Raw genomic sequence first — 25,715 nt, 5'->3', positions numbered from 1 at the left:
GCCGCGGAGATGAGGTTCCGTCAGGCGCTGTGAGAAACGTCCGGGCAATTGACCATTGACACACTCGGAGGCCCTGATCAACGATCACGGAGACGTCACCCCACGCAATGCCTCCCGCAGAGGAAGAACCACGTGCCGGCGATTCACACGTCCAGGAAGCAGACCGCCATCGAGCCGCTGGCGCATCGCACAGCTCCTTTGGCAATGTCTTTTGCGCAGCGGCGGTTGTGGTTTCTGTCGCAGATCCAGGGCGCGAGCGAGGCCTACCACATGCCGCAGGCCTTGGTGCTGCGGGGCCCGCTCGATCGCGAGGCGCTGAGCCGCGCCCTCGACGCACTGGTGGCCCGGCACGAGGTGCTGCGCACCCGGCTGGTTCCCGCGGAGGGAGAGGCGCTCCAGCGAATCGACCCGCCGGACTCCGGATTCTCCCTGCACCTGCACGACCTTTCCGGCTGCCCCGACGCCGACGACCGGCTCGCCCTCCTGCAACAGGAGGAGATCACCGCCCCGTTCGACCTGGCCCGGGGCCCGCTGGCCCGCGGCCGCCTGGTGACGCTGGCCTCCGACCGGCACGTCCTGATGCTGACCTTGCACCACATCGCGTCGGACGGCTGGTCCATGGGCGTCCTCATGCGGGAACTCGGTGCCCTCTACACGGCCTTTGGGGACGGTGCCTCCGATCCGCTCCCGCCGCTGCCGGTGCAGTACGCCGACTACGCCGCCTGGCAGCGCCAATGGCTCGCCGACGGCGTACCGGCCGGACAGGGCGACCACTGGAGGAGGGCCCTGGCCGGCGCCCCGGCGCTGCTCGAACTGCCCACCGACCGGCCGCGCCCCGCCGAACAGGACTACCGCGGCGGACAGCTGCGGATCGACATCGACGCGGAACTCACCGCCGCCCTCAAGGACTTCAGCAGGCGCCAGGGCAGCACCTTGTTCATGACCGTACTGACCGGCTGGTCACTGGTGCTTTCCCGGCTGTCGGGACAGAAAGACGTCGTGATCGGCACACCCACGGCCAATCGCCGCCGTGCCGAACTCGAAGGCCTCATAGGATTCTTCGTCAACACCCTCGCACTGCGCATCGACCTTTCCGGCAACCCGACCGTGGCCGGTCTGCTGAAGCGCGTCCGTGATGTGGCACTGGGTGCCCTGCAACACCAGGACCTGCCGTTCGAGCAGGTGGTGGAACTCCTCAACCCGGCGCGCAGTCTCGCGCATTCTCCCGTGTTCCAGGCGATGTTCGCCTGGCAGAACAGCGAGGAGGGCGAGCTGAAGCTCCCGGGAATCGACGTGAAGCCTTTGCATTCCCCCTACCCGGTCGCCAAGTTCGACCTGACACTTTCGCTGGCGGAAGAAGACGGCCGCATTGCCGGAACCCTGGATTACGCGAGCGCATTGTTCGACGCCGCGACGGTCGAGCGCCACGTCCGGTATCTGCGGCGGATCCTGGAACAGATGGCCGCGTCCCCCGACAGCCCGGCGGACGCCCTCGCCCTGCTCGACGAGCGGGAGCACCACGAGCTCACGGTGGAGTGCAACGACACGGGAACTCCCGCGGCCGTACGCACTGTCCAGGAGCTGTTCGAGGAACGCGCGGCGCAGGAGCCGACGGCCGTGGCGGTCGTCTGCGAAGGACAGCAGCTGACCTACGCGGAGCTCAACACCCGCGCCAACCGCCTGGCCCACCACCTCCGCGACCGGGGCGTGGGCCCGGACACCCCTGTCGCGATCTGCGCCGACCGCTCGCCGGAGACGATCGTGGCCCTGGTCGCGGTGGCCAAGGCCGGCGGCGCCCATGTACCGCTCGACCCGGACCACCCGGCCGGGCGGCTGGCCCACATGCTCCGCGACAGCGGCGCCGCACTGCTCCTGACCCGCGAGCGGCTGCGCCCGTCCCTGCCGGACGGCACCGTCCCCGTGCTCCGTCTCGACGCCGACCGAGCCGACTGGGCGCAGGCCCCGGCGGACGACCCGGTTCCGGTCCGCCGGTCCGGCCACCTCGCCTACGTGATCTACACGTCCGGCTCGACCGGCCGCCCCAAGGGCGTCGCACAGACCTGGCGGACCCTCGACAACCTGGTCCACTGGCAGCTGCACCATGCGTCGGACGGCCCCGCACCCGCCACGGTGCTGCAGTTCGCCTCCCTCAGCTTCGACGTCTCCGTGCAGGAGATCTGGAGCACCCTGTGCCAGGGCTCCGCCCTCGTGCTGCTGGGCGACGGCCGCCACAAGGAACTCGGCGCACTGCGCCGCTTCATCGCCGAGCAGGGCGTACAGCGCGCTTTCCTGCCCGCGGCCGTCCTCCAGCAGATCGCCGGCCTCGACGACGGCACCGCGCCACTGCCGGCCCCCGGCTGCGACATCGTCACCGCCGGCGAGGCCCTGCGGATCGGCGACGAACTGCGCGCCTGCATCACGCAGTTGGGAGGCGGCGCGCTCCACAACCAGTACGGGCCCACCGAGACCCACGTCGTCAGCCAGCACACCCTGCCCTGCGCCGACGCCGCCGCATGGCCGGCGCTGCCACCGATCGGCACGCCCATCGCGGGCGCCCGGCTCTACGTGCTCGACGAGCGGCTCCGTCCGGCCCCCGTGGGCGTCGTCGGCGAGCTCTACATCGGCGGCGTAAGCCTCGCCCGCGGCTACCTCGGCCGCCCGGGACAGACCGCCGAGCGCTTCCTGCCCGACCCTTTCGCCGGGCCCGGCACCCGCATGTACCGCAGCGGCGACCTCGCCCGCCGACGGGCCGACGGCGCCGTCGACTTCGCGGGCCGCGCCGACGACCAGATCAAGCTGCGCGGCTTCCGCGTCGAACCCGGCGAGATCGAGAACGTGCTGCGGCAGACGGCCCAAGTCCGCGAGGCCGCCGTGCTGCTGCGCGAGGACATGCCCGGCGACCCGCACCTGACCGCCTACCTCGCCGGCGACGCCACCGTCCCGGCCGTCCGCGACCACCTGCGCCTCCACCTGCCCGAGCACATGGTGCCCACCCGCTGGGTGACGCTCGACCGCCTCCCGCTCACGGTCAACGGCAAGCTCGACCGGCGCGCCCTGCCCGCCCCGGACCACAGCACCGGCAGCGCCGCCTACGAGGCGCCGCGCACCGCACCCGAAGCACGCATGGCCGCGATCTGGGCCGAGGTGCTGCGCCGCGAACAGGTGGGCATCCACGACGACTTCTTCGCCCTGGGCGGTCACTCGCTGCTGGCCACCCGGCTCATCCACCTCGTCAACCAGCGCATGCAGGCGCACCTCTCGCTGCGCAGCCTCTTCGCCAACCCCGTGCTCGCCGACCTCACCGCCGAAGTCGTGCGCGGCGACACCGACGAGGCCGCCGCCTTCGTCTTCCCGCAGCTCGAACCCGACCCGGCGGGCCGGCACCGGCCCTTCCCGCTCACCGACATCCAGCAGGCGTACTGGGTCGGCCGCGAAGCCACCATCGAGCTGGGCGGCGTCGGCGCACACGGCTACCAGGAGATCACCCTGCCCGCGTTCGACGAGGAACGCTTCACCCGGGCACTCAACCGGCTGATCGCCCGCCACGACATGCTGCGCGCCGTCTTCCACGGCGACGGCACCCAGCAGATCCTCGAGACGGTCCCGCCGTACCGCATGCCCCGGCAGGACCTGCGCGGCCTCGACCGCGCCACCGCCGAGCAGCGGCTGGACGCGATCCGCGAACGGATGTCGCACCAGCTCCTGGACGCCGGCCAGTGGCCCCTGTTCGAGTTCGCCCTGACCCTGCTCGACGACGAGACCCGCCTGCACATCAGCACCGACGCACTCATCGTCGACGCTGCCAGCTGGCGCATCATCGAACGCGAGCTGACCCGGCTCTACACCGACCCCGACGCCGAACTGCCGCCCCCTGCCGTGGAGTTCCGCGACTATGTCTTGGCCGAACGCGCCCTGCGCGGCACACCGCGCCACGAACGCGCGCTGCGCTACTGGCGGCAGCGGGCACCCGAGCTCGCACCGGAACCCGGGCTGCCGCTGGTGCGCAGGCCCGAGACCATCGGACGGCCGCGCTTCACCCGCTACGAGCACACCGTGCCGGCGGAGCGCTGGAGCGCGCTGAAGGCCACCGCCAAGGCGCGGGGCCTGACCCCCTCGGTCCTGCTGCTGACCGCCTTCTGCGAGGTGCTGGCACTGTGGAGCAGCCGGCCGCGCTTCACCCTGAGCCTGCCGCTGTTCAACCGGCTGCCGCTGCACCCCGGCATCAACGACGTGGTCGGCGACTTCACCTCGCTGGTGCTCCTCGAGGCCGACATCGACGCCGGGGCCGGCTTCCTGGAGCAGGCCCGCGCGGTGCAGGAGCAACTCTGGCAGGACATCGACCACTCCGCGGTCAGCGGGGTCCAGGTCGCCCGCGAACTCTCGCAGGCGCGCGGCACCCGGCAGACCGCCATGCCCGTGGTCTTCAACAGCACGCTGAGCGAGCTCGCACCCGAGGCCGACGACCGCCGGCTGGCCGCCGCACTGGGCGGCGAGACCGCCCACAGCATCACCCAGACCCCGCAGGTGTGGATCGACCACACCATCTGGGAGTCCGAGGGCAGCCTCCACTTCAACTGGGACAGCATCGACGAGCTGTTCCCCGAGGGCCTCGTGGCCGCGATGTTCGCCGCCCACTGCGACCTGCTGGAGCGCCTGGAGGACCCCGGCGCCTGGGACACCGCCCTGGACGGACTGCTGCCCGCCGCCCGCTTCGCACCGCCCGCGCCGGAACTGCCCGGACCCCGGCCCCTGCTGCACGAACTGTTCGACCAGCAGGCGCGGGCGACGCCCCACGCGCCCGCGGTCCTGTCGCCCGACCGCAGGCTGACGTACGGCGAACTGCGCAATGAAGCCCGTCAGTTGGCCGCACGCCTGCAGGAGCGCGGCGTGCGCCCCGGCGAGCTGGTCGCGGTCATGGCCGACCGCGGCTGGGAACAGGTGACCGCCACCCTCGCCGTTCTGTACGCCGGTGCCGCCTACCTGCCCGTCGACCCGGAGCTGCCCGCCGAGCGGGTCGCGTACGTCCTCGAACGGGCCCGAGCCCGGCTGGTCCTGCTCCAGCCGGGACAGGCCGCGGCCCTGACCCTGCCCGACGGCATCGGCCGCCTGACCGTCGACAAGGCCTCCTGCGGCGAGGACGGACCGGCCCTGCGCCAGGCCGACCGGCACGAGACCGACCTCGCCTACGTCATCTACACCTCGGGCTCCACCGGCACGCCCAAGGGCGTGGTCATCGACCACCGCGGCGCCGTCAACACGCTCCTCGACATCAACGAGCGCTTCGCCGTCGGACCCGACGACCGCGTCCTGGCCCTCTCCTCACTGAGCTTCGACCTGTCCGTCTTCGACATCTTCGGCACCCTCGCCGCCGGCGCCGCCGTGGTCACACTCGCACCCGAGACCGCCCGCGACCCGGAGCACTGGCTCGAGCTGCTGCACGCCCACCGCGTCACCGTCTGGAACTCGGTGCCCGCATTGCTCGGCATGCTCGTCGAGTACGCCGAGGCCGGGCACCCGCTGCCGCCGTCCCTGCGGCTGGCCATGCTCTCCGGCGACTGGATCCCCCTGCCCCTCCCGGCACGGCTGCGCACCCTGCTGCCCGCCGCCGAGGTCCACAGCCTGGGCGGTGCCACCGAGGCGTCGATCTGGTCGATCCACCACCCCATCGGCGAGGTGGACCCGGCCTGGCGCAGCATCCCCTACGGCAAGGCCCTCGGCCACCAGCAGTTCCACGTGCTCGACGAGGCGCTGCGCCCCCGCCCCGTCTGGGTGCCCGGCCGGCTCCACATCGGCGGTATCGGCCTCGCCCGGGGCTACTGGCGCGACGAGGCCGCCACCGCGGCCGGCTTCCTCACGCACCCCGTCACCGGTGAACGGCTCTACCACACGGGCGACCTGGGCCGGCTGCTGCCCGACGGCGGCATCGAGTTCCTCGGCCGCGAGGACGGCCAGGTCAAGGTGAACGGCTACCGCGTCGAACTGGGCGAGATCGAGGCGGCTCTCGAGGACCACCCGGACGTACGGGCCGCGGTGCTGCGGCTCCTGGGCGACACCCACGGCGACAAGCGGCTCGCCGCGTATGTGGTGCCGGACGGGGACGGGCTCGACGCGGCCGCACTGGCAGGCCACCTGGCGGGCCGGCTCCCGGCCTACATGGTGCCGTCCTCATTCACCCTCCTCGACGCGCTGCCCCTCTCCGCCAACGGCAAGGTCGACAAACGCCGCCTGCCCGACCCGGCGCCCGAGCCCGAAGTCCCGCACGAGGACGCGGTGTTCGACGGCCCGGAGGAGGAGCGCCTGGCCGCCGTCGTGGCCGAGGTGCTCGGACGCGAGGACATCGCACCGCACGCCAACCTGCTGCAACTCGGCGCGACATCGATCGACATCGTCCGCATCGGCAACGCGCTCTCGGGCGAACTGGGCTTCCGTCCGCGCCTGGCCGACCTGATGCGGCAGCCGACCATCGCCGACCTGCTCACCATGTACCGCGACAGCACGGTCACCTCAGAAGAGACGCCGCGCACCGCGGAAGCCGTCATCGACGACCCCGGCGCGCGCAAGGACTTCAAAGCGGCCGGACGGGGCATCCGCGCCTTCGGCGACGGCGCACCGGCCGTCGCCCTCGCCGCACCGGCGGACCCCGCCTTCGACCGCCGCTTCGACGACTGGCGCTCCGTACGGCAGTTCAGCGGCGAACCCGTCACCGCCGGGACCCTGGCCGCCCTGCTCGCCTGCCTGTCGCAGCGCGAACGGGACGGCGGGCCCAAGCGTCTGTACGGCTCGGCCGGCGGCAGCTACCCCGTCCAGACCTACCTCTACGTCAAGCCGGGACGCGTGGCCGGCGTGCCGGGTGGCGCCTACGCCTACGACCCGGCGCGACACCGGCTCGTGGCACTCGGCGAGGGCCGCGAGCTCGGCGCCGACGCGTACGACTACTTTGTCAACCGGCCGGTGTTCGAGGCGGCGGCGTTCGGCCTGTACCTGGTGGCCGAACTGGCGGCCATCGAGCCGCTCTACGGCGACCGGAGCCTCGACTACTGCCGTATCGAGGCCGGGGCCATGGGGCAGCTCCTGACCATGGCGGCCGCGGAGCAGGGGCTGGGCCTGTGCGGCATCGGCTCGCTCGAGGAGGCCGCACAGCTCGACCCGCTCTTCGAGCTCGGCCCCACCCACCGGCTGATCCATTCGATGGTCGGCGGCCTCCGCCAGGCCGAGACGGAAGACATAGAGATTTGAACGCCCACGCATTGCTGGCCCTGTTCGACCGGCACGCCATCGTCCTCACGACCGACGGCGACAAGCTGCGCTTCACCGCGCCCCGCGGCTTCCTCACCCCCGAACTGCGGGAGTCGCTGGGGCGGCACAAGCAGGAGCTGATCGCCCTCCTGCGCGAGCGCGACGGTGACGGACACCCCCTCGTCCGCCGGTCCGCCCCGGACGCGCCCGTACCGGTGTCCTTCGCACAGCGGCAGCTGTGGTTCCTCGACCAGCTCGCGCCGGGCAACCCCTTCTACAACAACCCCGCCGCCGTCGACATCGAGGGCGCCCTCGACATCGCGGCGCTCGAGCGCGCCCTGACCGAACTGGTCCGCCGCCACGAGGCGTTGCGCACCGTGTTCGACAGCGCCGACGGCGAGCCGCGGCAGATCGTACGGCCCGCCGGGCCGGTGGCGCTCCCGGTCACCGACCTGACCGCGCTGCCCGCGGACGAGCGGCGGGAACGGGCCCGCCGGGCCGCCGAGGACGACGCGCGCGTACCGCACGACCTCTCCACAGGGCCCCTCTTCCGCAGCAGCCTGCTCAAGCTGGCCGACGACCAGCACCGCCTGCTGCTCAACGTCCACCACATCGTCGCCGACGGCTGGTCGGTCGGCATCCTCGTACGGGAGATCGGCGCGCTGTACGGCGGCGCCGCCCTGCCCGAATTGGCCGTCCAGTACGCCGACCACGCCCTGTGGGAACGGCGGCGCCTCGACGACGGACTGATCACGCGTCAATTCGCCCACTGGACCGAACGGCTCGACGGCGCTCCCACCCTGCTCGCCCTGCCCACCGACCGGCCGCGCCCGGCGGTGCAGCGCCACCGCGGCGGGCGCCACACGGTGACGGTCGGCGCCGGGACCGTCCGAGGGCTGCACGCGGCGGGACAGGCCGGGCAGGCGACGCTGTTCATGACGCTGATGGCAACGTTGTCGGTCCTGCTGTGGCGCTACAGCGGCCAGGACGACATCTGCGTCGGCACCCCCTTCGCCAACCGCAACCACCGCGAGGCCGAGGAGCTGATCGGCCACTTCGTCAACACCCTCGTCATCCGCAGCGAGTTGGACCCGGAGCAGTCCTTCGCCGAGCTGCTGGACCAGGTGCGCGACCACGTCCTGGACGCCTACGCCCACCCGGACCTGCCCTTCGACCGGCTGGTCGAGGAGCTCCGGCCCGAACGCCACACCAGCCACTCGCCGCTGTTCCAGGTGATGCTGGCCGTGCACAACATGCCCCGCGGCACCCTCGAGCTGCCGGGCCTGACCATGCGGCCCGCGCACACCGGCACCGGGGCCGCCAAGTTCGACCTCGCGGTCGAGGTGGAGGACGAGGCCGAGGGGCTGCGCGTCTCCTTCGAGTACGACACCGACCTGTTCGACGCCACGACCGCCGAGCGCATGGCCGGCCACTACGTACGGCTCCTGGAGCAGGTGGCGGCCGACCCCGCGCGCCCGGTCGGCGGGATGCGGCTGCTGAGCCCCGCCGAGCGGCAGCGCCAGCTGTACACCTGGAACGCCACCGCGCGGGAACTCGCCGCACCGGCCGACCTCGCCGCGCGCTTCGAGGCCCAAGTCCACGAGAATCCCGACCGATTGGCGCTCGTCTGCGACGGCGAACGCCTCGACTACGCAGCCCTGGACCGGCGCGCCAACCGCCTGGCCCACGCCCTCCGCGCCCGCGGCGCGGGCCCCGGCCGGCTCGTCGGCCTGCACACGCGGCGCACGGCCGACCTGGTCGTCGGCATCCTGGCCGTCCTCAAGGCCGGAGCCGCCTACCTGCCGCTCGACCCCGCCCTGCCCGCCGAGCGCCTCGCCCGCATCGCCGAGGACGCCGGACCCCTCCTGGTGCTCAGCGACGCGCCCGAACCGCCCGAGGACTGGCACCCGTTCGGCAAGACCGAAGCCGACGGCGCGCGTGACGACGCGCCCGATGTCGCCGTCCACCCGGCCGACCTGGCCTACGTGATCCACACGTCGGGCTCGACCGGCCGCCCCAAGGGCGTGGCGGTGAGCCACGGCAGTGTCGCCAACCTGCTCGACCACTGGCTCGCACGGATCGGCGCCGCACCCGGCGAGGCGGCGGCACTGTGGTCCGGCTTCGGCTTCGACGTCTCCGTCCAGGAGATCCTGCTGCCGCTCACCAGCGGCGGCACGCTGCACCTGGTGCCCGAGGAACTGCGCGGCGACCCCGAGGCGCTCATGGCCTGGCTGCGCACCCACCGCATCGCGCAGGCCTATCTGCCGCCCGCCTTCGTCACCTGGATCGGCGAGGACCCCGCGCAGCGGCTGGCCGGGCTGGCGCTGCGCCAGTTGCTGGTGGGGGTGGAGCCCCTGCCCGAGGACGGCCTGCACCGCATGCGGGAGATCCTGCCGGACCTGCGCATCCTCAACGGCTACGGGCCCACCGAGACCACCGTCTACAGCACCGCCTACCTCGACCCGAAGCCACTGGCACGCCAGTGCCCGATCGGCCGGCCCCTGGCCAACACCCGGGTGTACGTGCTCGACGAGCGGTTCGAGCCGGTACCGGTCGGCGTGGCCGGTGAGCTGTACGTGGCCGGTGCGGGCCTCGCCCGTGGCTATCTGCACCGGCCGGGGGCGACAGCCGAGCGCTTCGTGGCCGACCCCTTCGTCCCCGGCGAGCGCATGTACCGCACCGGCGACCTGGCCCGCTGGCTGCCCGACGGCAACGCCGAGTACCTCGGCCGCAGGGACGACCAGGTCAAGCTGCGGGGCTTCCGCATCGAGCCGGGCGAGATCGAGGCGGCACTGCGCGAGGTGCCCGGCGTGCTCGAGGCGGCCGTCCTCGTCGACCGCGACGCCGCGGGCGCACCGCGGCTCGTCGCCGGTATCGGCAGGGGAGAGGCGCCGCAACGGGAGCCGGGCGCATGGCGCGAGGCCCTGTCGCGGCGGCTGCCCGGCTATATGATCCCCGCGGCGTTCGTCGAGCTGCCGCACCTGCCGCAGACCGCGAACGGCAAGCTCGACCGGGCGGAGCTGCTGCGGCGCGCACAGAGCGACGGGCCCGTCCAGGTCAACCTCGCCAGCCCGCGCGACCACATCGAACTGACGCTGTATCAGATATGGAAGCGGCTGCTGCTCCAGCCCGGTATCGGCATCCGCGACAACTTCTTCGACATCGGCGGCAGTTCGATCTCGGCCATCAAGCTGGCGCACGCCATCCGCGAGGAGTTCGGCGAGACCCTGCCGGTCCGCGACATCATGCAGTACTCCACCATCGAGGCGCTGGGAGGACGGCTGCGGCAGGGCTCCTCGGGCCGGCCGCCGAGCAACCTGATCGAGTTCCGCAAGGGCACGGGCCACCGCCGGGTGGTGTGCGTCCACCCCGCCGGGGGCACCGCCTTCTGTTACCTGTCCCTGGCGAAGACCCTGCCGGAGGACTGCGGCGTTTACGGCATCCAGTCGCCCGGCGTCAACCCCGGCGAAGCCTTCCTGCCCACGATCGAGGCCATGGCCGAGTCGTACCTGCGGCTCATCGAGCCGCTGCCCGACGGCCCGTTGGTGCTCACCGGCCTCTCCTACGGCGGCCTGGTCGCGCACGAGATGGGCCGGCGGCTGGCACTGGCCGGCCGCACCGAGCTGAGCGTGGTGATGCTCGACTCCCAGGGCACGGACGACGAGGAACTCCGGTCGCGGATCGCACCGGTGGAACTCGCCGAATTCCGCGACAAACTCGTCAAGTTCAACGGTATGTACCCCGGCATCGACGACCGGCAGATCGACCAGTACTTCCGCATCTACAACCACAACCGGCTCAGCATGCGCGACTACACGGTCCCGCCGACCCCGGGCCGGCTGGTCCTGATGCAGGCCGCCGCGGACGGGCAGGACACCCCGTACCTGAGCGGGATACGCGACTTCTGGCGCCGCCGCTCCGCCGGGCTCGTCGTGGATTCCGTGCCCTGCGACCACTGGGAAATGCTGGAAACCGACGAAGTGCTGCGGGTCGCCGCACTGCTGGAGTCCGAGCTGGACCGCTGTCCGGCCCCGGCACGGGAGGCCTGATGGACACCGGACTCGTCGAGGGCGTCCTCGCACAGGCACGCCGTACCCCGGACGCCCTCGCGGTCTCCGACGGCACAACACGCCTCGACTACGCCGGACTCGACGCCGCCAGTGCCGCCGTCGCCCGCGCCCTGCACCGCCACGGCGTGCGCCCCGGCCAGGCGGTGGCCGTCCGCCTGCCGCGCTCCTGGCAGCTGGTCTGCGCCATGCTCGGCATCCTGCGGCTCGGCGCCGTGGTGGTCCCGCTCGACGCGCAGAGCCCGCCCGAGCGGCGCCGCCACATCCTGGCCGACTCGGCCAGTACGGCACTGATCCATGACGGCACCGGCGAACTGCCCGACGGGGTGCGGGCGTTGTCCGTCACGGAGCTGCTCGAGGACGGGCCGGACAGCCCGCTGCCCCCGTTCACCGCCCCGCCGGTCTCCTTCGTCCTCTACACCTCGGGCACCACCGGCCGCCCCAAGGGCGTCGAGGTGCGCGACACCGGCATCGTGCGGCTGGCCCGGCCGGGCTGGATCGCCCTCGATGACGCGCCGCGCTTCGCCTGCCTGTCCAACCCGGCGTTCGACGCGCTGACCTTCGAGGTCTGGGTGCCTCTCCTGGCCGGCGGCTGCTGTGTGATCCTCGGCGACGAGGAGGTGCAGACGCCCCACCTGCTGGCGGCCGCGCTGCGACGCGAGCGCATCGACACCCTGTTCGTCACCGCGGCACTGTTCAACGCCGTGGTCGACAAGGTGCCGGACTGCTTCGCGGACGCCCGCCAGGTGCTGGTGGGCGGCGACCAGCTCAACGCCCGCCTGATCGGCCGCTGGTACCGCGACAACCCCGGCAGCTCCGCCCGGCTCGTCAACGCGTACGGGCCCACCGAAGCCACCACCTTCGCCGTCTGGCACCCCGTACCGCGCGACTTCGACGCGGACCTCGTGCCCATCGGCCGCGCCCTGCCGGACACCGGGACGCTGATCGTGGCCGACGGCGACCGGCTCGCCGCGCCCGGTGAAGTCGGCGAACTCCACCTCGCGGGCACCGGCCTGGCGGCCGGATACCGCAACCTGCCCGACGAGACCGCGCACCGCTTCGTCCACCTGCCCTGGCACGACGGCGGCCGCACCCGCTACTACCGCACCGGCGACCTCGTACGCCGCGACGCCGACGGGGTCATCACCTGCCTCGGCCGCGCCGACCGCCAGGTCAAGGTCCGCGGCTTCCGCATCGAACCGGGCGAGGTGGAACGGCAGATCGAGGCCCACCCGGTGGTGCGGCAGGCCCACGTCTGCGCCCGCCGCGACGAGCACGGCGTGAACGAGCTGCTGGCCTACCTGGTGCTCGGGGCCGACGTGCCGTACGAGGACATCGACCTCCACTTGACCGCCGCCCTGCCGCCCTACATGCGCCCGCACCGGATCCACCGGGTCGAGCGGCTGCCGCTCACTGCCAACGGCAAGGTCGACGAGACCGCGCTGCTGTGCCGCGACGACGCGCTCTGGCGGCCCGACGGCGACGGCGCGGCCGCCACGGCCTGGCAGCGCGAAGTGCTCGAGCTGGCCGGCGAAGTGCTGGGCGCGGACGGGCTGCGGCCCGGCGACCGCTGGGTCGCCGCCGGCGGCGACTCCCTCAAGGCCCTGCGGCTGCGCTTCGAGGTACGGCGCCGGTGGGGCCGCGAGCTGCCTCAAGCGCTCGTCCTGCAAGGGGACTTCGCGCAGCTCGCCGCCGCGATCGCGGCAGGCCGGGCGACACGCGACACGCCGTACCCGCCGCCGTCCGCCCCGGCGGGGGCGCGCTCGGCGCCGGCCACCTCCGAGCAGCAGCGGCTGTGGCTCCTCCAGCAGCGCACACCCCGGTCCACCGCCTACAACGTCAGCCTGGCGTTCCGGCTGACCGGCACGGTCGACACCACAGCCCTGCGGCGAGCACTTCAGCGGCAGGTGGAGCGCCATCCGGCGCTGCGGACCGCCTTCGAGGCCGCGCCCGAAGGGCTGCGGCAGACGGTGGCCGACCCGTACGACCCGTGGACGGAACCCGGCACCGCAGGGGCGGAACAACTCCTCGCCGAGCCCTTCGACTTGGCGCAGCCGCAGATGTTCCGGGCGTACTGGCTGCCGCAGGACGACGGTGGGGAGCTGCTGCTGAGTCTGCATCACATCGCGGTCGACGGCTGGTCGCTCAACGTGCTCTTCCGTACCCTCTCGGCGGACTACGCCGCCGCGCTGCGCGGGGAGGAGACGGCGGACGAGGACGGGGCCGTGCCCACCCCGCTCGACTTCGCCGTCTGGCAGGCCGAGTGGTTCGCGCACCCTGCCTACTGTGAGCAGCGGGCAGCGTTGCGCACCCACTTCACGGAGGACTTCACGGAGGAGGAACCGGGAGAGCCGCAGGCCCTTTCCGGAACCCGGCTGCTGCACACCACCCTCGGCCCGGACCACCGCGCCGCGCTCGACCGGCTGGGTGCCGAACTCGGGCTCACCCGGTTCCAGCTGCTGCTGGGCGTGTTCGCCTGGAGCCTGTACGGCGTGACCGGCCGCACCCGCCCGCGCATCGCGGGCCCGGTGGCCAACCGGCCCGTGCAGGACTTCGAGGCGAGCGTCGGCATGTTCGCCAACACCGCTCTGCTGCCCGTGCGGTTGACACCCCACGACGACCTGCGCACCCAGGTCCTGCGGCACGCCATCGACGCGCAGGCGGTGCTCGACCGGCAGGACGTGGCCCTGGACCATGTGCTGGCCGACCGGCAGGTCCCGGCCGATGTGCCGCCCTTCGACTTCCTGTTCGTGCTCGAGAACACCGACTTCACGGCGCTGGCATTGCCGGGCTGCGACTCCCGCCCCGTGTGGCCGCAGTCCCACGACGCGAAGTGCCCGCTGACGATGTACGTGATCGAGCAGGCCACCGGCTTCGACTGCCTGTGGGAGTACGCCGACGGCCACTTCGACGCCGACGAGGCGCAGGCCATGGCCGACCTGTTCCGGCAGGGACTGGAGCGGCTCGCCGAGGGCGGGACGACCACCCTGGCCGCCCTGGTGGCCCCCTACCGCGACAGTCTGCCCGAGCCCGGCCGCGGCGACGGGATGACGCCCGCCGTCGCCACGGTGGCCGATGCCTTCGCCCGCCAGGTCCGCCTCACCCCCGGCGCACCGGCCCTCGTGGCCGAGGGGCGCACGCTGACGTACGCCCAACTCGACGCCCACGCCGCGGCATTGGCCGCCGAGCTGCAGACGGTCCGTCATCTTCCGCCGACGGACGGACGGCCCGGCCGCGTGGCGCTCTGGTTCGAGCCGTCGGCCGAACACGTGGTGGCGCTCCTGGCCCTGGCCCGGCTGAACCTCACCGCCGTACCGCTCGACCCCTCCTACCCCACGGCCTTGCTGCGGCAGGTCCTGGATCAGGCCGAGCCCCTGTGCGTCCTGCTGCCGCCGGGCGGTGAGGACGCCTTCGACGCGCTCGGCCGGGGACAACTGCCGTGCCACCCGGTCACCCTGACCACGACCGCCGAGGCCCCGCCCCTGCCGCCGCACGCCGGACGGCCGCTCTACACCCTCTTCACCTCCGGCTCCACCGGAACGCCCAAGGGCGTCCAGGTACCCGACAGCACCCTGTGCAACCTGCTGCAGTGGCAGGCCGAGTCCGGCGGCCTGGGGGAGCCCGCCGTCACCCTCCAGTTCTCCATGCTGTCCTTCGACGTCTCCTTCCAGGAGATCTTCACCACCCTGTGCGGCGGCGGCTGCCTCCACCTGGTGCGGCCCGGCCTGCGGCAGGACGCCCCCGCCCTGCTCGACCACCTCGAAGAGGCGGGCATCGAGCGCGTCTTCATGCCCTACGTGGCCCTGCAACTCCTCGCCGAACACGGAGCCCACCTCGGCCGTCACCCCTCACGGCTGCGCGAGGTGATCACCGCGGGCGAGCAGCTCGTGTGCACCGACGCCATCCGCCGCTGGTTCACCGGCCTGCCCGGCGCCCGCCTGTTCAACCACTACGGGCCCACCGAGACCCATGTGGTCAGCAGCCTCTGCCTCGACGGCGACCCGGCGCTGTGGCCGGAACGCCCGGCGATCGGCAGGCCCGTGGCCAACGCCTGGCTGCGGGTGGTCGACGAGGCCGATCAGCCCGTACCGCCGGGCCGGCCCGGCCGGCTGCTCATCGGCGGGCCGATGGCCGCGCCCTGCTACCTCGGCGACACCGAGCTCAACCGCACCCGCTTCACCGAACTGCCCGGCCTCGGACGCTTCCACCGCAGCGGCGACCGCGCCCGCTTCGACCGCCAGGGCCTGCTGCACTGCCTCGGCCGCGACGACGACCAGGTCAAACTGAGCGGCCACCGGCTCGAGCTGGGCCAGGTCGAGGCAGCCCTGCTGCGCCACCCCGCCGTCACGGGCGCCGTGGTGGTGCCCGACGGCGGACGGCTGGTGGCCTGTCTGCAGTGCCGCGGCGAGGCTCCGGACCCCGGAGACCTGGCGCGCCATCTGGCCCCCCTCCTGCCCGCCCACGTACGCATCGACCGCTTCCGCCGCCTCGACGTCCTGCCCCGCACCCCCAGCGGCAAGGCGGACCGCCGCCGGGCCCTGGCCGCACCCGGCGAGGACCTGCGCCCGCGCACCGCCGCCGCACCGGCACTCTCGCCCCTCGAGGCCCGGCTGGCCGAGCTGTTCGAGGAGGCCGTCGGCAGGCCCGTCGGACCCGAGCAGACCTTCTTCGACGCCGGAGCCACCAGCCTCGGCCTGATGCGCTTCCACCTGCGCTGCACCGCCGGAGAGGGACTGCCGCTGACCGTCCCCGACCTGTTCGAGCACGTCACCGTCCGCGGCCTGGCCCGCTTCCTGGACGGCCGCCCCGAGGAACAGCACACGGACCCCGCCACCGCCCCCGGCGAACCCATCGCCGTCATCGGCATGGCCGTCCGCCTGCCGGGCGCCCCCGACCTCGCCGCCTTCTGGGAGATGGTGCGCACCGGCGGCAGCGGCATCGAGCACTTCGACGCCGCCGACGGCCTCGTCGGCGCCCGCAGCCAGATGGACGGCCTGCTCGCCTTCGACCCCGGCCACTTCGGCATCAGCCGCCAGGAAGCCCGGCTGATGGACCCCCAGCAGCGCCACCTGCTGATGAGCTGCGCCCAGGCGCTGGCGCACGCCGGCATCGCCGACCCGTCCGGGCAGCGCATCGGCATCGTCGCCGGCTGCGGTGAGAACACCTACTTCCAGGCCATGCTGCGCGAAGCCGACCCGGCACACCTGCCCGACGGCTTCCGGCTCGCCCTGCACCACGACAAGGACTTCCTCGCCACCAAGGCGGCCTACCACCTCGGCCTGACGGGCCCCGCCCTCACCGCCCAGGCGGCGTGCGCCACTTCGCTCGTGGCCGTCCACCTCGCCGCCGGCCTGCTGCGCCAGGGCGACGCCGAGGTGATGCTGGCCGGCGGCGTGCTCGTCGACACCCAACTGAAGGACGGCTACCGCTACAAGCCCCAGCACATCTTCTCCCGGGACGGACACTGCCGGCCCTTCGGCGACGACGCGGACGGCACCGTCGGGGCCAGCGGCGTCGGTGTGGTGGTGCTCAAGCCGCTGAGCCTCGCACAGCGCGACGGCGACACCGTCTACGCGGTGATCACCGGCTCGGCCCTCAACAACGACGGCGCGGGCAAGCTCGGTTACAGCGCACCCTCGCTGGCCGGCCAGCGCGAGGTGATCCGCACCGCGCTGCGCCGCAGCGGCCGCGGAGCCGCCGACCTGGGCTACGTCGAGGCCCACGGCACCGGCACCCGGCTGGGCGACCCGGTCGAAGTCGGCGCACTGCGCCAGGCGTTCGGCCTCACGGAACCCGGCCACTGCGCGCTGGCCTCGGTGAAGAGCCAGATCGGCCATCTCGGCGCCGCCGCCGGTGTGGCCGGCCTGGTGCGTGCCGCCCTGGCCGTCCACCACGCGGTGATCCCGCCCAACGCCGGCTTCCGCCGCCTCAACCCGCAGATCGGCGACCCGGCGCCCTTCCACATCCCGGAGCGGGCCCTGCCCTGGCCCGACGGCCGGCCACGGGTCGCGGCGGTGAGCAGCTTCGGCATCGGCGGCACCAACGCCCACCTCGTGCTCGAGGCCGATGAACCCCCAACCTCCGTGCCGGACACGGCCGTTCCCTGCCTGACGCTCTCCGCGAGCAGCACGGCAGGCCTGCATGCCGACGCCGCCCGCATCGCCGACTACCTCGAGGCCCACCCCGAGGCGTACGGCCAGGTGCTGCGACACCTCCAGGCCGGACGCCCCGCACAGCGCCTGCGGATGGCGGCCGCCTGCGCCGACGCCGCCGCCGCGGTGGACTGGCTCCGTACGGCAGCCGGCACCGAAGTGACGCCCACCGGCACCACCGTGCCCGCCGGCGGCCGTACCGCCGCCGACCTGGCCGACGCCTGGCTGGCCGGTGACTCGATCGCCTGGCCCGCCGGACCGGCGCAGGCGCTGTGGGACTTCCCGCCGCCCGCCTTCGACCTGGCCGACTACGACTTCGAGCGCGCCGGCAGTGCCCCCGAACCGCCGCAACCGCCGCAGCGGCTCCCCGAGACCGAGTGGCTGCACCAGCCGCACTGGGTACGGCTGCGCCGCGCCGTCACCGGAACCCACCTGCCCCGCCCGGTCGTCGTGCTGACCGCCCGGCCCCTGGACACGGCGGCCCTGCGCCCCCTCGAGGCATCCGGCGCCCGGGTCGTACGGGTCAGTGCGGCCGACGGCTTCGCCCCGCTGCCGGACGGCAGTTACCACGTCGACCCCGCCGACCCGGCCTCGCTGCGGAAACTGCTCGAGGCGCTGGACGGACCCGCCACGGACGGCATCGACTGGCTGCACGCGCTGCCGCTGGACCTCGACGGGCCGGTGGGGGAGGACACCCTGGCCCGCGCCCGCTGGGCCTGCCTCGACACAACGGCCGCGCTGCTGCAGGCCGTTGGGAGCATGGCCCGGCCGCCGCACCTGCGCACCTGGTGGCTGTCGTACGACGCCCAGCCCGTCGACGGCACCGTACGGCGGCCCGAGGCCGGACTGCTGGCCGGAGTCAGCGAGGTCGCACCCCAGGAGTGCGCCGTCGACAGCCACTGGCTGGACCTGCCCGGCAACGACCCGGCCCATTGGGCACACCTGCTGCCCGCCCTGCTGGCCGAGGACGCACTGCCCCGGCGGCTGGCGCTGAGGCACGACTACTGGTGGCGGTCGGCCCTGCTGCCCGTGGCCGCACCCGCCGCGTCCGCGCCGTCGGCACTGCCCGCCGCACAGGGGGTCCACGTGATCCTCGGCGGCACCGGCGGCATCGGCAGCAGTATCGCGGCCTGGCTGCTGGAACGGACCGACTGCCGGGTGGTCCTGGTGGCACGACGGCCCCAACTGCCGCCCGCTCTGGAGCCGTTGGCCGGGCGGGTCCGGCTGATCGAGTCCGACCTGGCCGAGGAGGCGCCCGAAGCCGTACTGGCCCGGATCGCCCGCCACGCCGAGCGGGTCGACGGCGTGGTCCACGCCGCCGGTGTGGCGGCCGGCGGCCTGATCGCCCGCCGTGACACCGCCGCGATGCGGCAGGCGACGGCGGCCAAGCTGAACGGCGCCCTGGTCGCCGAGCGGCTGATCCAGCGCCACCGCCCGGCCTTCGCCCTCTTCTGCTCGTCCATGGCGGCCTGGTTCGGCGGCGTCGGCCAGCTCGACTACGCCGCCGCCAACGGCCTCCTGGACGCCTTCGCCCACCACGGGACGGCGGACGGGGCCACGCCGCGGACCGTCATCGGCTGGGACATCTGGAACGACACCGGCATGGCCCTCGACGCCCTGCGGACGGACGCCCGCCACCAGGCCCACCTGGCGGTCGGCCTGACGACGGAGGAAGGACAACGGCTGGTCGACCGCGCCCTGCGGCTGCAACTGCCGCACCTGCTCGTCTCCACCACGGACCTCGAACGGTCCCGCGACTTCTACGCGCCGCCCGTGAACGAACAGGCGGCTCCCGTCGAAGAAACCGACGGGGCCGTCGCGGAGCTCACCGATTGGCTGTGCCACTGGCTGGGGGCCGAGCACCTGGACCCGGCCGCCTCGCTCTACGACCTGGGCGCCGACTCGCTGACCCTGCTCGACATGATCGGCGAGGTGAAGCGGCTCTTCGGCGTGGAGCTCGACCTGGCCCGGCTGAGCCACCGCGTCAGCCTGGCCGAGGTGCTGGAACGGATCGGCGAGACGGCACCGGACCTGCCCGACAGCGACCCGGTGGCACTCGAGGTCTGGCAGGAGGGCACGGGACGGGACCTGCTGTGCCTCGTCCACCCGGTCGGCGGCGACATCCAGGCCTACCGGGCCCTGGTCGCGCGGCTCGACCCGCGGCTCACCGTCTGCCTGATCGCCGACCCCGCGCTCCGGCAGCCGGACCTGCCGCCCTGGACGCTCGGGGAACGGGCCCGGCGCTACCACGCCGCGCTCCAGCGCCGCTTCCCCCACGGCACTTGGCGATGGCAGCTCGCAGGCTGGTCGTTCGGGGCCTGGGTGGCGCTGGCGATGGCCGCCGAGGCGGAGGCGGCCGGACGGCCTGCGGACGCGCTCCATCTGCTGGACCCGCCGCCGCCCGGCGCCGGTGCAGGCTTCCGGGCATACGACGAGGCCCAGCTCGCGGAACTGTTCGCCCACGAGCTCCGCCAGGGCGGTGCGGACGGGGCGGCGGGCCCGGAGGCGCAGGCCTACACCGAGCGGCTGGCGCGCTGCTGCCGCGCCAACCTGGCCGCCATGGCGCACTACGAGCTGCCGCGGCCCACCCGTACCGCCACCCGGCTGTGGCTCGCGACCCGGCCGACGGCCGGCCTGCCGGACCACGGCTCGCCCGACGAACAACTACGGCTGTGGCAAGCCCACTTGCCGTCCCTGGCGGACGGGCGCTGTCTCGACGCCACGCACTACGACATCGTCCGGCCGCCGCATGCGCACGCGGTGGCCGAGGTCATCAACGCAGAAAGACTCCTGTGAACAACCCCAGCACCTGGTTCACCCCGGGCCCCGGCACCGAGGCCCCCGTACGACTGTTCCTCTTCCCCTTCGCCGGCGGCGGAGCCTCCGCCTTCCTGCCCTGGCAGGACGCGCTGGCCCCGCAACTGGAGCTGCGGATCGCCCTGTTGCCCGGCCGCGCACCCCGCCTGCACGAGCCGCCGCTGGGCGACATGGACGAACTCGTCGCCCGGCTCGCCCGGGCCGTCGCCGCCCTCGCCGACAAGCCCTTCGCCTTCTTCGGCCACAGCCTCGGCGCGCTCGTGGCCTTCGAGGTCACCCGCGAACTGCGCCGCCGGGGCCTGCCGGGCCCACAGACGCTGTGGGTGTCCGGCGCCGAGGGGCCGCAGACCCGCGCGGCCGGACCCCGCCTGCACGACCTGCCCGAAGCGGAACTGCTCGACGCCCTGCGCGGCTACAACGGCACACCCCCCGAAGTCCTGGCCAACCGGGAGCTCATGGAACTCCTGCTGCCCGGACTGCGCGCCGACTTCGCCCTGGACGAGCGCTACGCCTACCGCGCCGAGAAGCCCCTGAACGTACCCGTCCGCCTGCTGCTCGGCGACCGGGACCCCTACGTCGAACCGGACCGCGCCCTCGGCTGGGAGCGCGAGACCACCGGGCCGCTGCGCACGCACGTCTTCACCGGCGACCACTTCTTCATCGGCCCCCACCGGGAGGCCGTCGTCGCACTGCTCACCGGGGAAGCGCCGGACAGCCGCGCCGCCTGACGCCCCGACCCGCCACCACAGGAGGATCAATGGAACAGTTCGTACTGGACGCCCTCGAGCGCATCACCACACGACCGCGGGAGCCCTACACCACCATCGGCGTCGAACCGCTGACGCCGGTCATCGGCGCCGAGGTGTCCGGCGCGGACCTGTCGGCCGAACTCCCCGAGGACCGACTGGCCGAGATCAGGCGGGCGTTGCTGGAGCACCACGTGCTGGTCTTCCGCGACCAGGTGCTCTCGGCCGAGGACCACAAGCGCTTCGCCGCCTGCTTCGGCGAGCACCGCATGATGCCGCTGGCCGACCCCGAGAAGGGCGACCCGGCCATCCTCGAGGTGAGCGCCGACAGGAACTCCCGCTGGGTGGCCGGCGAGGACTGGCACACCGACGGCACCGCCGACGCCGAAGTCGCCCTCGCCCAGCTGCTCTACGTGACCCGCGTACCGGAGCCCGGCTGCGGCGGCGACACCCTGTTCGCCAACATGCACCTGGCGTACGACGTGTTGTCGCCCGCGATGAAGACGCTCCTCGAGAGCCTGACCGCGGTCCACGACGGGCTGATCCCGTGGAAGGGCTACACTCCGCCGCCCGAGTACGTCGTCCCCAGGAACGAGCACCCGGTGGTGGTGCGGCACCCCGAGACCGACCGCAAGATGCTGTTCGTCAACCGCGGCTTTACCTCGCACATCCCGCAGCTGTCGGAGCGCGAGAGCAGGACGGTGCTCGACATGCTGTTCGCCCACATCGAGGCCGAGCCCATGCTCCACTGCCGGGTCCGCTGGACGCCGAACACGCTCGTGCTCTGGGACAACCGCTGCACCCAGCACCACGCGGTGTGGGACTACTACCCCCACGCGCGCTACGCCCAGCGGGTCTCCGTCAACGGCTGGAAGCCGCAGGCCTGAGACTCACCGGCGCGAGCGTCCCGACCACTCGGGCTCCAGGCGGTCCCACTCCGCCTCCCAGCGCGCGTACCGTCTGCGGTCCAGCGCGAAGGCGACGGCCTTGTGCGTCCCGTACGCGGCCCCGGCCAGCGCGGCGGCCGAGATGCCGCCCATGAGCCAGCCGGTCGCCCCGGCCGACTCCATGCTCAGTGGCCGGCCGGTGACGGCGCCCTTGCCGTTCACCCAGATCCGTACGGGCGCCCCCTCGCGCGCGTTCGCCGGCACCCTCGCGGTGCCCGTACGGGTCCTGCCGTCGGTATCGGTCCAGCGCACCGGCGCGTTCTGCAGGCTGTCCCCGGAGGGGAAGGCGTCCTCGGGGACGCCGCGGCCGTCCCCCGCGACGTACGCCGTGACCTGGTGCCGGCCGGCGGACTGCGCGTGGGCGATGCGCGCCTGGCCGGCGTACGCGGCGGTGCCGACGGTGAACGGGACCGTGGCGAGCCCGGCGAGCAGGACGAGCATCAGCAGGGCGTCGAACCAGGCCTGCGTGCGCCCGTACGCGCGGCGCAGGGGCGGGCCGGGTCCCGCTGCGGACGGCTGACCCCGTGCGGTCATGGTGTGCCTCCCTCGGCCGGCGGCCAGGTGCTCTCTCCATGGTTACGCCATCGGCTGCTGCTGTCCGGGTGAACGGGTGCGGCCACCGGTGTCACCGCGCGGCACGGGAGGAAGGCATGCGGCGCCCGCGCGAGCCGGACCGCACAGCGAGGAGGACCCGTGGAAATGCCCCAGGTGGCCGTGTGCCAGGTCGAGGAATGCGCGTACAACCAGGACAGTGCCTGCCATGCGCTGGCCATCACGGTCGGTGACGCGGTGCACGCCCGCTGCGACACGTACTTCACCTTCCCCTCCAAGGGCGGCGACGCCTCCGCGACCGGCCGGGTCGGTGCCTGCAAGGTCTCCGGGTGCATGCACAACGTCGGCCTCGAGTGCCAGGCCCCCGGCATCACGGTGGGCGCCATGCAGGACGCGGCCGACTGCCTGACGTACGTCGCGCGTTAGCTCCCGGTGAGCTCGACCTCGACGTTCACGACGCCCTCGACGGTGCGGACGAGCCGGGCCAGCAGCGGGAGTGCTGCCGTGTCGGCCGGTGAGCCCGAGAGCGTGACGACGCCCTCCGCCACGCGCACGTCCACGGGGGGCGGTTCGCCGGGGAACAGGCGTGCCACGAGCTCGTCGCGCACCTCACGGGCGATGTCCGCGTCGTCGCGGAGGTAGACCTTGAGCAGGTCGCCACGGCTGACGATGCCGGTCAGCATCCCCTCCTCGTCCACGACAGGCAGGTGCGTGACGTTCTTGCGGGCCATGGCCCGGGCGGCCTCCGCCAGGGTCGCGCGGGCGTGCACGGTGACCGCGGGCGTGCTCATCAGCTCCTGGGCGCATGCCGTGTCCGCCTTCGGCTCGTCGCCGGCCTCCTTCGGCAGCAGGTCCGTCCCGGAGACGACGCCGACGACGCGGCCCTCGCCCGCCAGCACCGGCACCGCGCCGACCTTCCACTCCGCGAGCGTCCTGGCGATCTCCCTGTAGGAGGCGGTGCGGCTGACCGCCACGACCGTCCGCGTCATCACGTCGCCGACGGTGCGCGGGGCGTGACCCGTCTTCGGGCACGTCTCCGTGTTCATGTCCGGCTCCTTCCGAAGCGGTTGCGGGGGCATTGACGGACCGAGTGGCACGCGGGACGCTCGGCGCCTCGAACACGAAATCGGAGGGCCGTGGTGAAGAGACAGAGACCGTTACGCCTCGCGGTAGCGCTGGCCGTCACCGCCGCGGTGCTGGGCGCCGGGACGGTGACGGCGACCGCCGCCACGCCCGCACGGAGCCTCACGGCGGCCGTCGTGACCGACGACCCGACGCCGGAGGAACAGGACCACCTGCGGCAGGTGGCGGGCTCCATCTGGGACGACTCGCTGGCCGCCCAGTGGAACATGAACAGCGACGTGGCGGCCGTCCTCTCGACGGCGACCGGCGAGATCCTCAAGTGCTCCGAGGCCTTCGCCCTGGTGCCCAAGCCGCCGGGGTTCAGGCCCGGGATCGGCTATCTGGTCGGTTACTGGAAGAACATCCGTGACTACTTCCTGGTGGTGGCCAAGCACAGAACGTACGGCGCCTGCGTGAAGGCGACGGCCCTGAACTACCGCTCCGCGATCGAGATGGCCTCGGCGGGCATCTGACGCGAGCATCTGACGCGGGCGTCCGGCGAGAGTGGACGGGAAGGCCCATCCGCTTCTCGCGGATCCTGATTGCGCGGTGCACGGTCGTCAACCGCTTCTCCGCGTCTCTCCTCAGAGTCCTTCCCGTCACTTCCAGCACACCACGTAACGCCGCTTCCCGCCAGGCCCGGGCCGTCATCGTGCCCGGAGCACGGGAAAGGCCGATCCTGGAAGGAGCCGCAAGCCGCGCTCCGGGCGACCGGGGAGGTGCCGACGATGTCCGAAGCGACGACCACCGACCTCTACGAGGTCACGATGGCCCTCTCCTACCTGCGCGAAAGAATGACGCGCCCGGCGACATTCAGCCTGTTCGTCCGGGACCTGCCGCCCGACCGGGGCTTCCTCGTCGCCGCAGGGCTCGAATCGGTCCTCGACCATCTGTCGGCCCTCCGCGTCGACGCCGAGGACGTGGACACCTTCGCCGCCGCCCTGGGGCGGCCGGCCGAGGACCTGGAGCCCCTGCTCGGCCTCGAGTTCACCGGCGAGGTGCGGGCCATGCCCGAGGGACGCGTCGCACTGGCCGGGGAACCCCTGCTGGAGATCACCGCCCCGCTGCCGGAGGCCCAGTTCGCCGAGACCTACGTGCTCAACCGGATCAGCCACCAGACCGTCGTCGCCTCCAAATGCGCGCGCTGCGTCCTCGCCGCCGACGGCCGCCCGGTCGTGGACTTCTCCCTGCGCCGCACGCACGGCCCGGACGCCGGCCACCAGGCCGCCCGGCTCGGGGCGCTGGCCGGTTTCGCCGGGACCAGCAACGTCGCCGCCGCGCACGCCGCCGGCCTGCCCACGGTCGGCACGATGGCCCACTCCTACATCGAGGCGTTCGGGAACGAGGAAACGGCGTTCCGCGCCTTCGCCCGCGCCAACCCCGGCCCGGTGACCTTCCTGGTGGACACGTACGACACCGAGACGGGCGTGGCCACGGCGGCTCGCGTACTGCGCGACCTCGGGCCCGTCCCCGGGAGCGCCGTCCGGCTGGACAGCGGCAACCTCGAGAAACTGGCGGTACGGGCCCGCGCCCTCCTCGACGACGCCGGCCTGCCCGGGGTGCGGATCGTGGCGAGCGGCGGCCTGGACGAGTTCTCCGTGGACCGCCTCGTCCGCTCCGGGGCACCCATCGACGTGTACGCGGTCGGCACCCGCGTCGGCGTCTCGGCCGACGCCCCCTTTCTCGACTCCGCCTACAAGATCGTCGAGTACGACGGCCGCCCCGTGATGAAGCTGTCGGCGGCGAAGGTCTCCGCGCCCGGGCGCAAACAGGTCTTCCGCGGGCCGGGCTGCGTGGACGTCATCGGCCTCGAGGACGAACCGCCGCCCCCGGGAAGCGTTCCACTGCTGGAAACGGTCATGCGGAACGGGCGGCGCACCGCGGAGCGCCCCGGGCTCGGCGAGGCCCGGCGGCGGTGCGCGGCCGACCTCGCGGCCCTGCCGCCCGAGGCCCGGCGGATCCTGTCGCCCGTCGCACCCCGAGCGGCCCTGTCCGGCCTGCTCACCGCCCTCGCCGTCCGGGTACGGCACCGCATCGAACGGGAACTCGTCCCCGAGGCGTGACATGGAAGGCGCT

10 protein-coding genes are annotated in these 25,715 nt (G+C 73.2%); 8 read left to right on the top strand and 2 right to left on the bottom strand.

The window, feature by feature from the left end; translation table 11 throughout:
* The first annotated feature begins 204 nt into the window (after positions 1–204).
* Genes ACV530_RS03380 through ACV530_RS03360 form a run of 5 tightly spaced genes read left to right on the top strand, consistent with a single transcriptional unit; the run spans position 205 to position 21,905 of the window.
* A complete protein-coding gene (locus ACV530_RS03380) occupies positions 205–7,236 on the top strand; it encodes an amino acid adenylation domain-containing protein (RefSeq protein ID WP_494330691.1) in 7,032 nt (2,343 codons plus the stop codon).
* The gene (locus ACV530_RS03375; RefSeq protein ID WP_494330690.1) at positions 7,233–11,285 is read left to right on the top strand and encodes a non-ribosomal peptide synthetase; all 4,053 of its coding nucleotides are present in this window, start codon (positions 7,233–7,235) and stop codon (positions 11,283–11,285) included. The genes ACV530_RS03380 and ACV530_RS03375 overlap by 4 nt, the downstream gene beginning before the upstream one ends.
* Positions 11,285–20,251: an amino acid adenylation domain-containing protein gene (locus ACV530_RS03370; RefSeq protein ID WP_494330689.1), complete on the top strand. Its 8,967-nt coding sequence runs from the start codon at positions 11,285–11,287 to the stop codon at positions 20,249–20,251. Before ACV530_RS03375 ends, ACV530_RS03370 begins: the two co-directional genes overlap by 1 nt.
* Complete coding sequence (locus ACV530_RS03365) at positions 20,248–21,000, top strand: thioesterase II family protein (RefSeq protein WP_494330688.1); 753 nt, start codon at positions 20,248–20,250, stop codon at positions 20,998–21,000. The genes ACV530_RS03370 and ACV530_RS03365 overlap by 4 nt, the downstream gene beginning before the upstream one ends.
* A 29-nt stretch (positions 21,001–21,029) precedes the next feature.
* On the top strand, positions 21,030–21,905 hold the full coding sequence (locus ACV530_RS03360) for a TauD/TfdA dioxygenase family protein (RefSeq protein ID WP_494330687.1): 876 nt from the start codon (positions 21,030–21,032) through the stop codon (positions 21,903–21,905).
* Between the two features lie 3 nt (positions 21,906–21,908).
* Here ACV530_RS03360 and ACV530_RS03355 read toward each other — a convergent pair whose 3' ends face one another.
* Positions 21,909–22,499: an Rv1733c family protein gene (locus tag ACV530_RS03355; RefSeq protein WP_494330686.1), complete on the bottom strand. Its 591-nt coding sequence runs from the start codon at positions 22,497–22,499 to the stop codon at positions 21,909–21,911.
* A 165-nt stretch (positions 22,500–22,664) separates the two neighbouring features.
* On the opposite strand from ACV530_RS03355, the gene ACV530_RS03350 reads away from it, so the two are divergent.
* Positions 22,665–22,943, top strand: a complete 279-nt coding sequence (locus tag ACV530_RS03350) for a DUF1540 domain-containing protein (RefSeq protein ID WP_494330824.1) — start codon at positions 22,665–22,667, stop codon at positions 22,941–22,943.
* Here the strand turns inward: ACV530_RS03350 and ACV530_RS03345 are convergent.
* The gene (locus tag ACV530_RS03345; RefSeq protein ID WP_494330685.1) at positions 22,940–23,563 is read right to left on the bottom strand and encodes a CBS domain-containing protein; all 624 of its coding nucleotides are present in this window, start codon (positions 23,561–23,563) and stop codon (positions 22,940–22,942) included. The genes ACV530_RS03350 and ACV530_RS03345 overlap by 4 nt on opposite strands.
* 93 nt (positions 23,564–23,656) lie before the next feature.
* Here ACV530_RS03345 and ACV530_RS03340 point away from each other — a divergent pair, with 93 nt between their 5' ends.
* Positions 23,657–24,112 (top strand): hypothetical protein, encoded by a 456-nt coding sequence (locus ACV530_RS03340; protein ID WP_494330684.1) that lies wholly within the window; start codon positions 23,657–23,659, stop codon positions 24,110–24,112.
* A gap of 255 nt (positions 24,113–24,367) precedes the next feature.
* Complete coding sequence (locus tag ACV530_RS03335) at positions 24,368–25,702, top strand: nicotinate phosphoribosyltransferase (protein WP_494330683.1); 1,335 nt, start codon at positions 24,368–24,370, stop codon at positions 25,700–25,702.
* Positions 25,703–25,715: the final 13 nt, after the last annotated feature.

Source organism: Streptomyces sp. SX-6, from assembly GCF_059089585.1.
The sequence above is the reverse complement of the archived record's forward strand: the minus strand, read 5'-3'. Positions and strand labels throughout refer to the sequence as shown.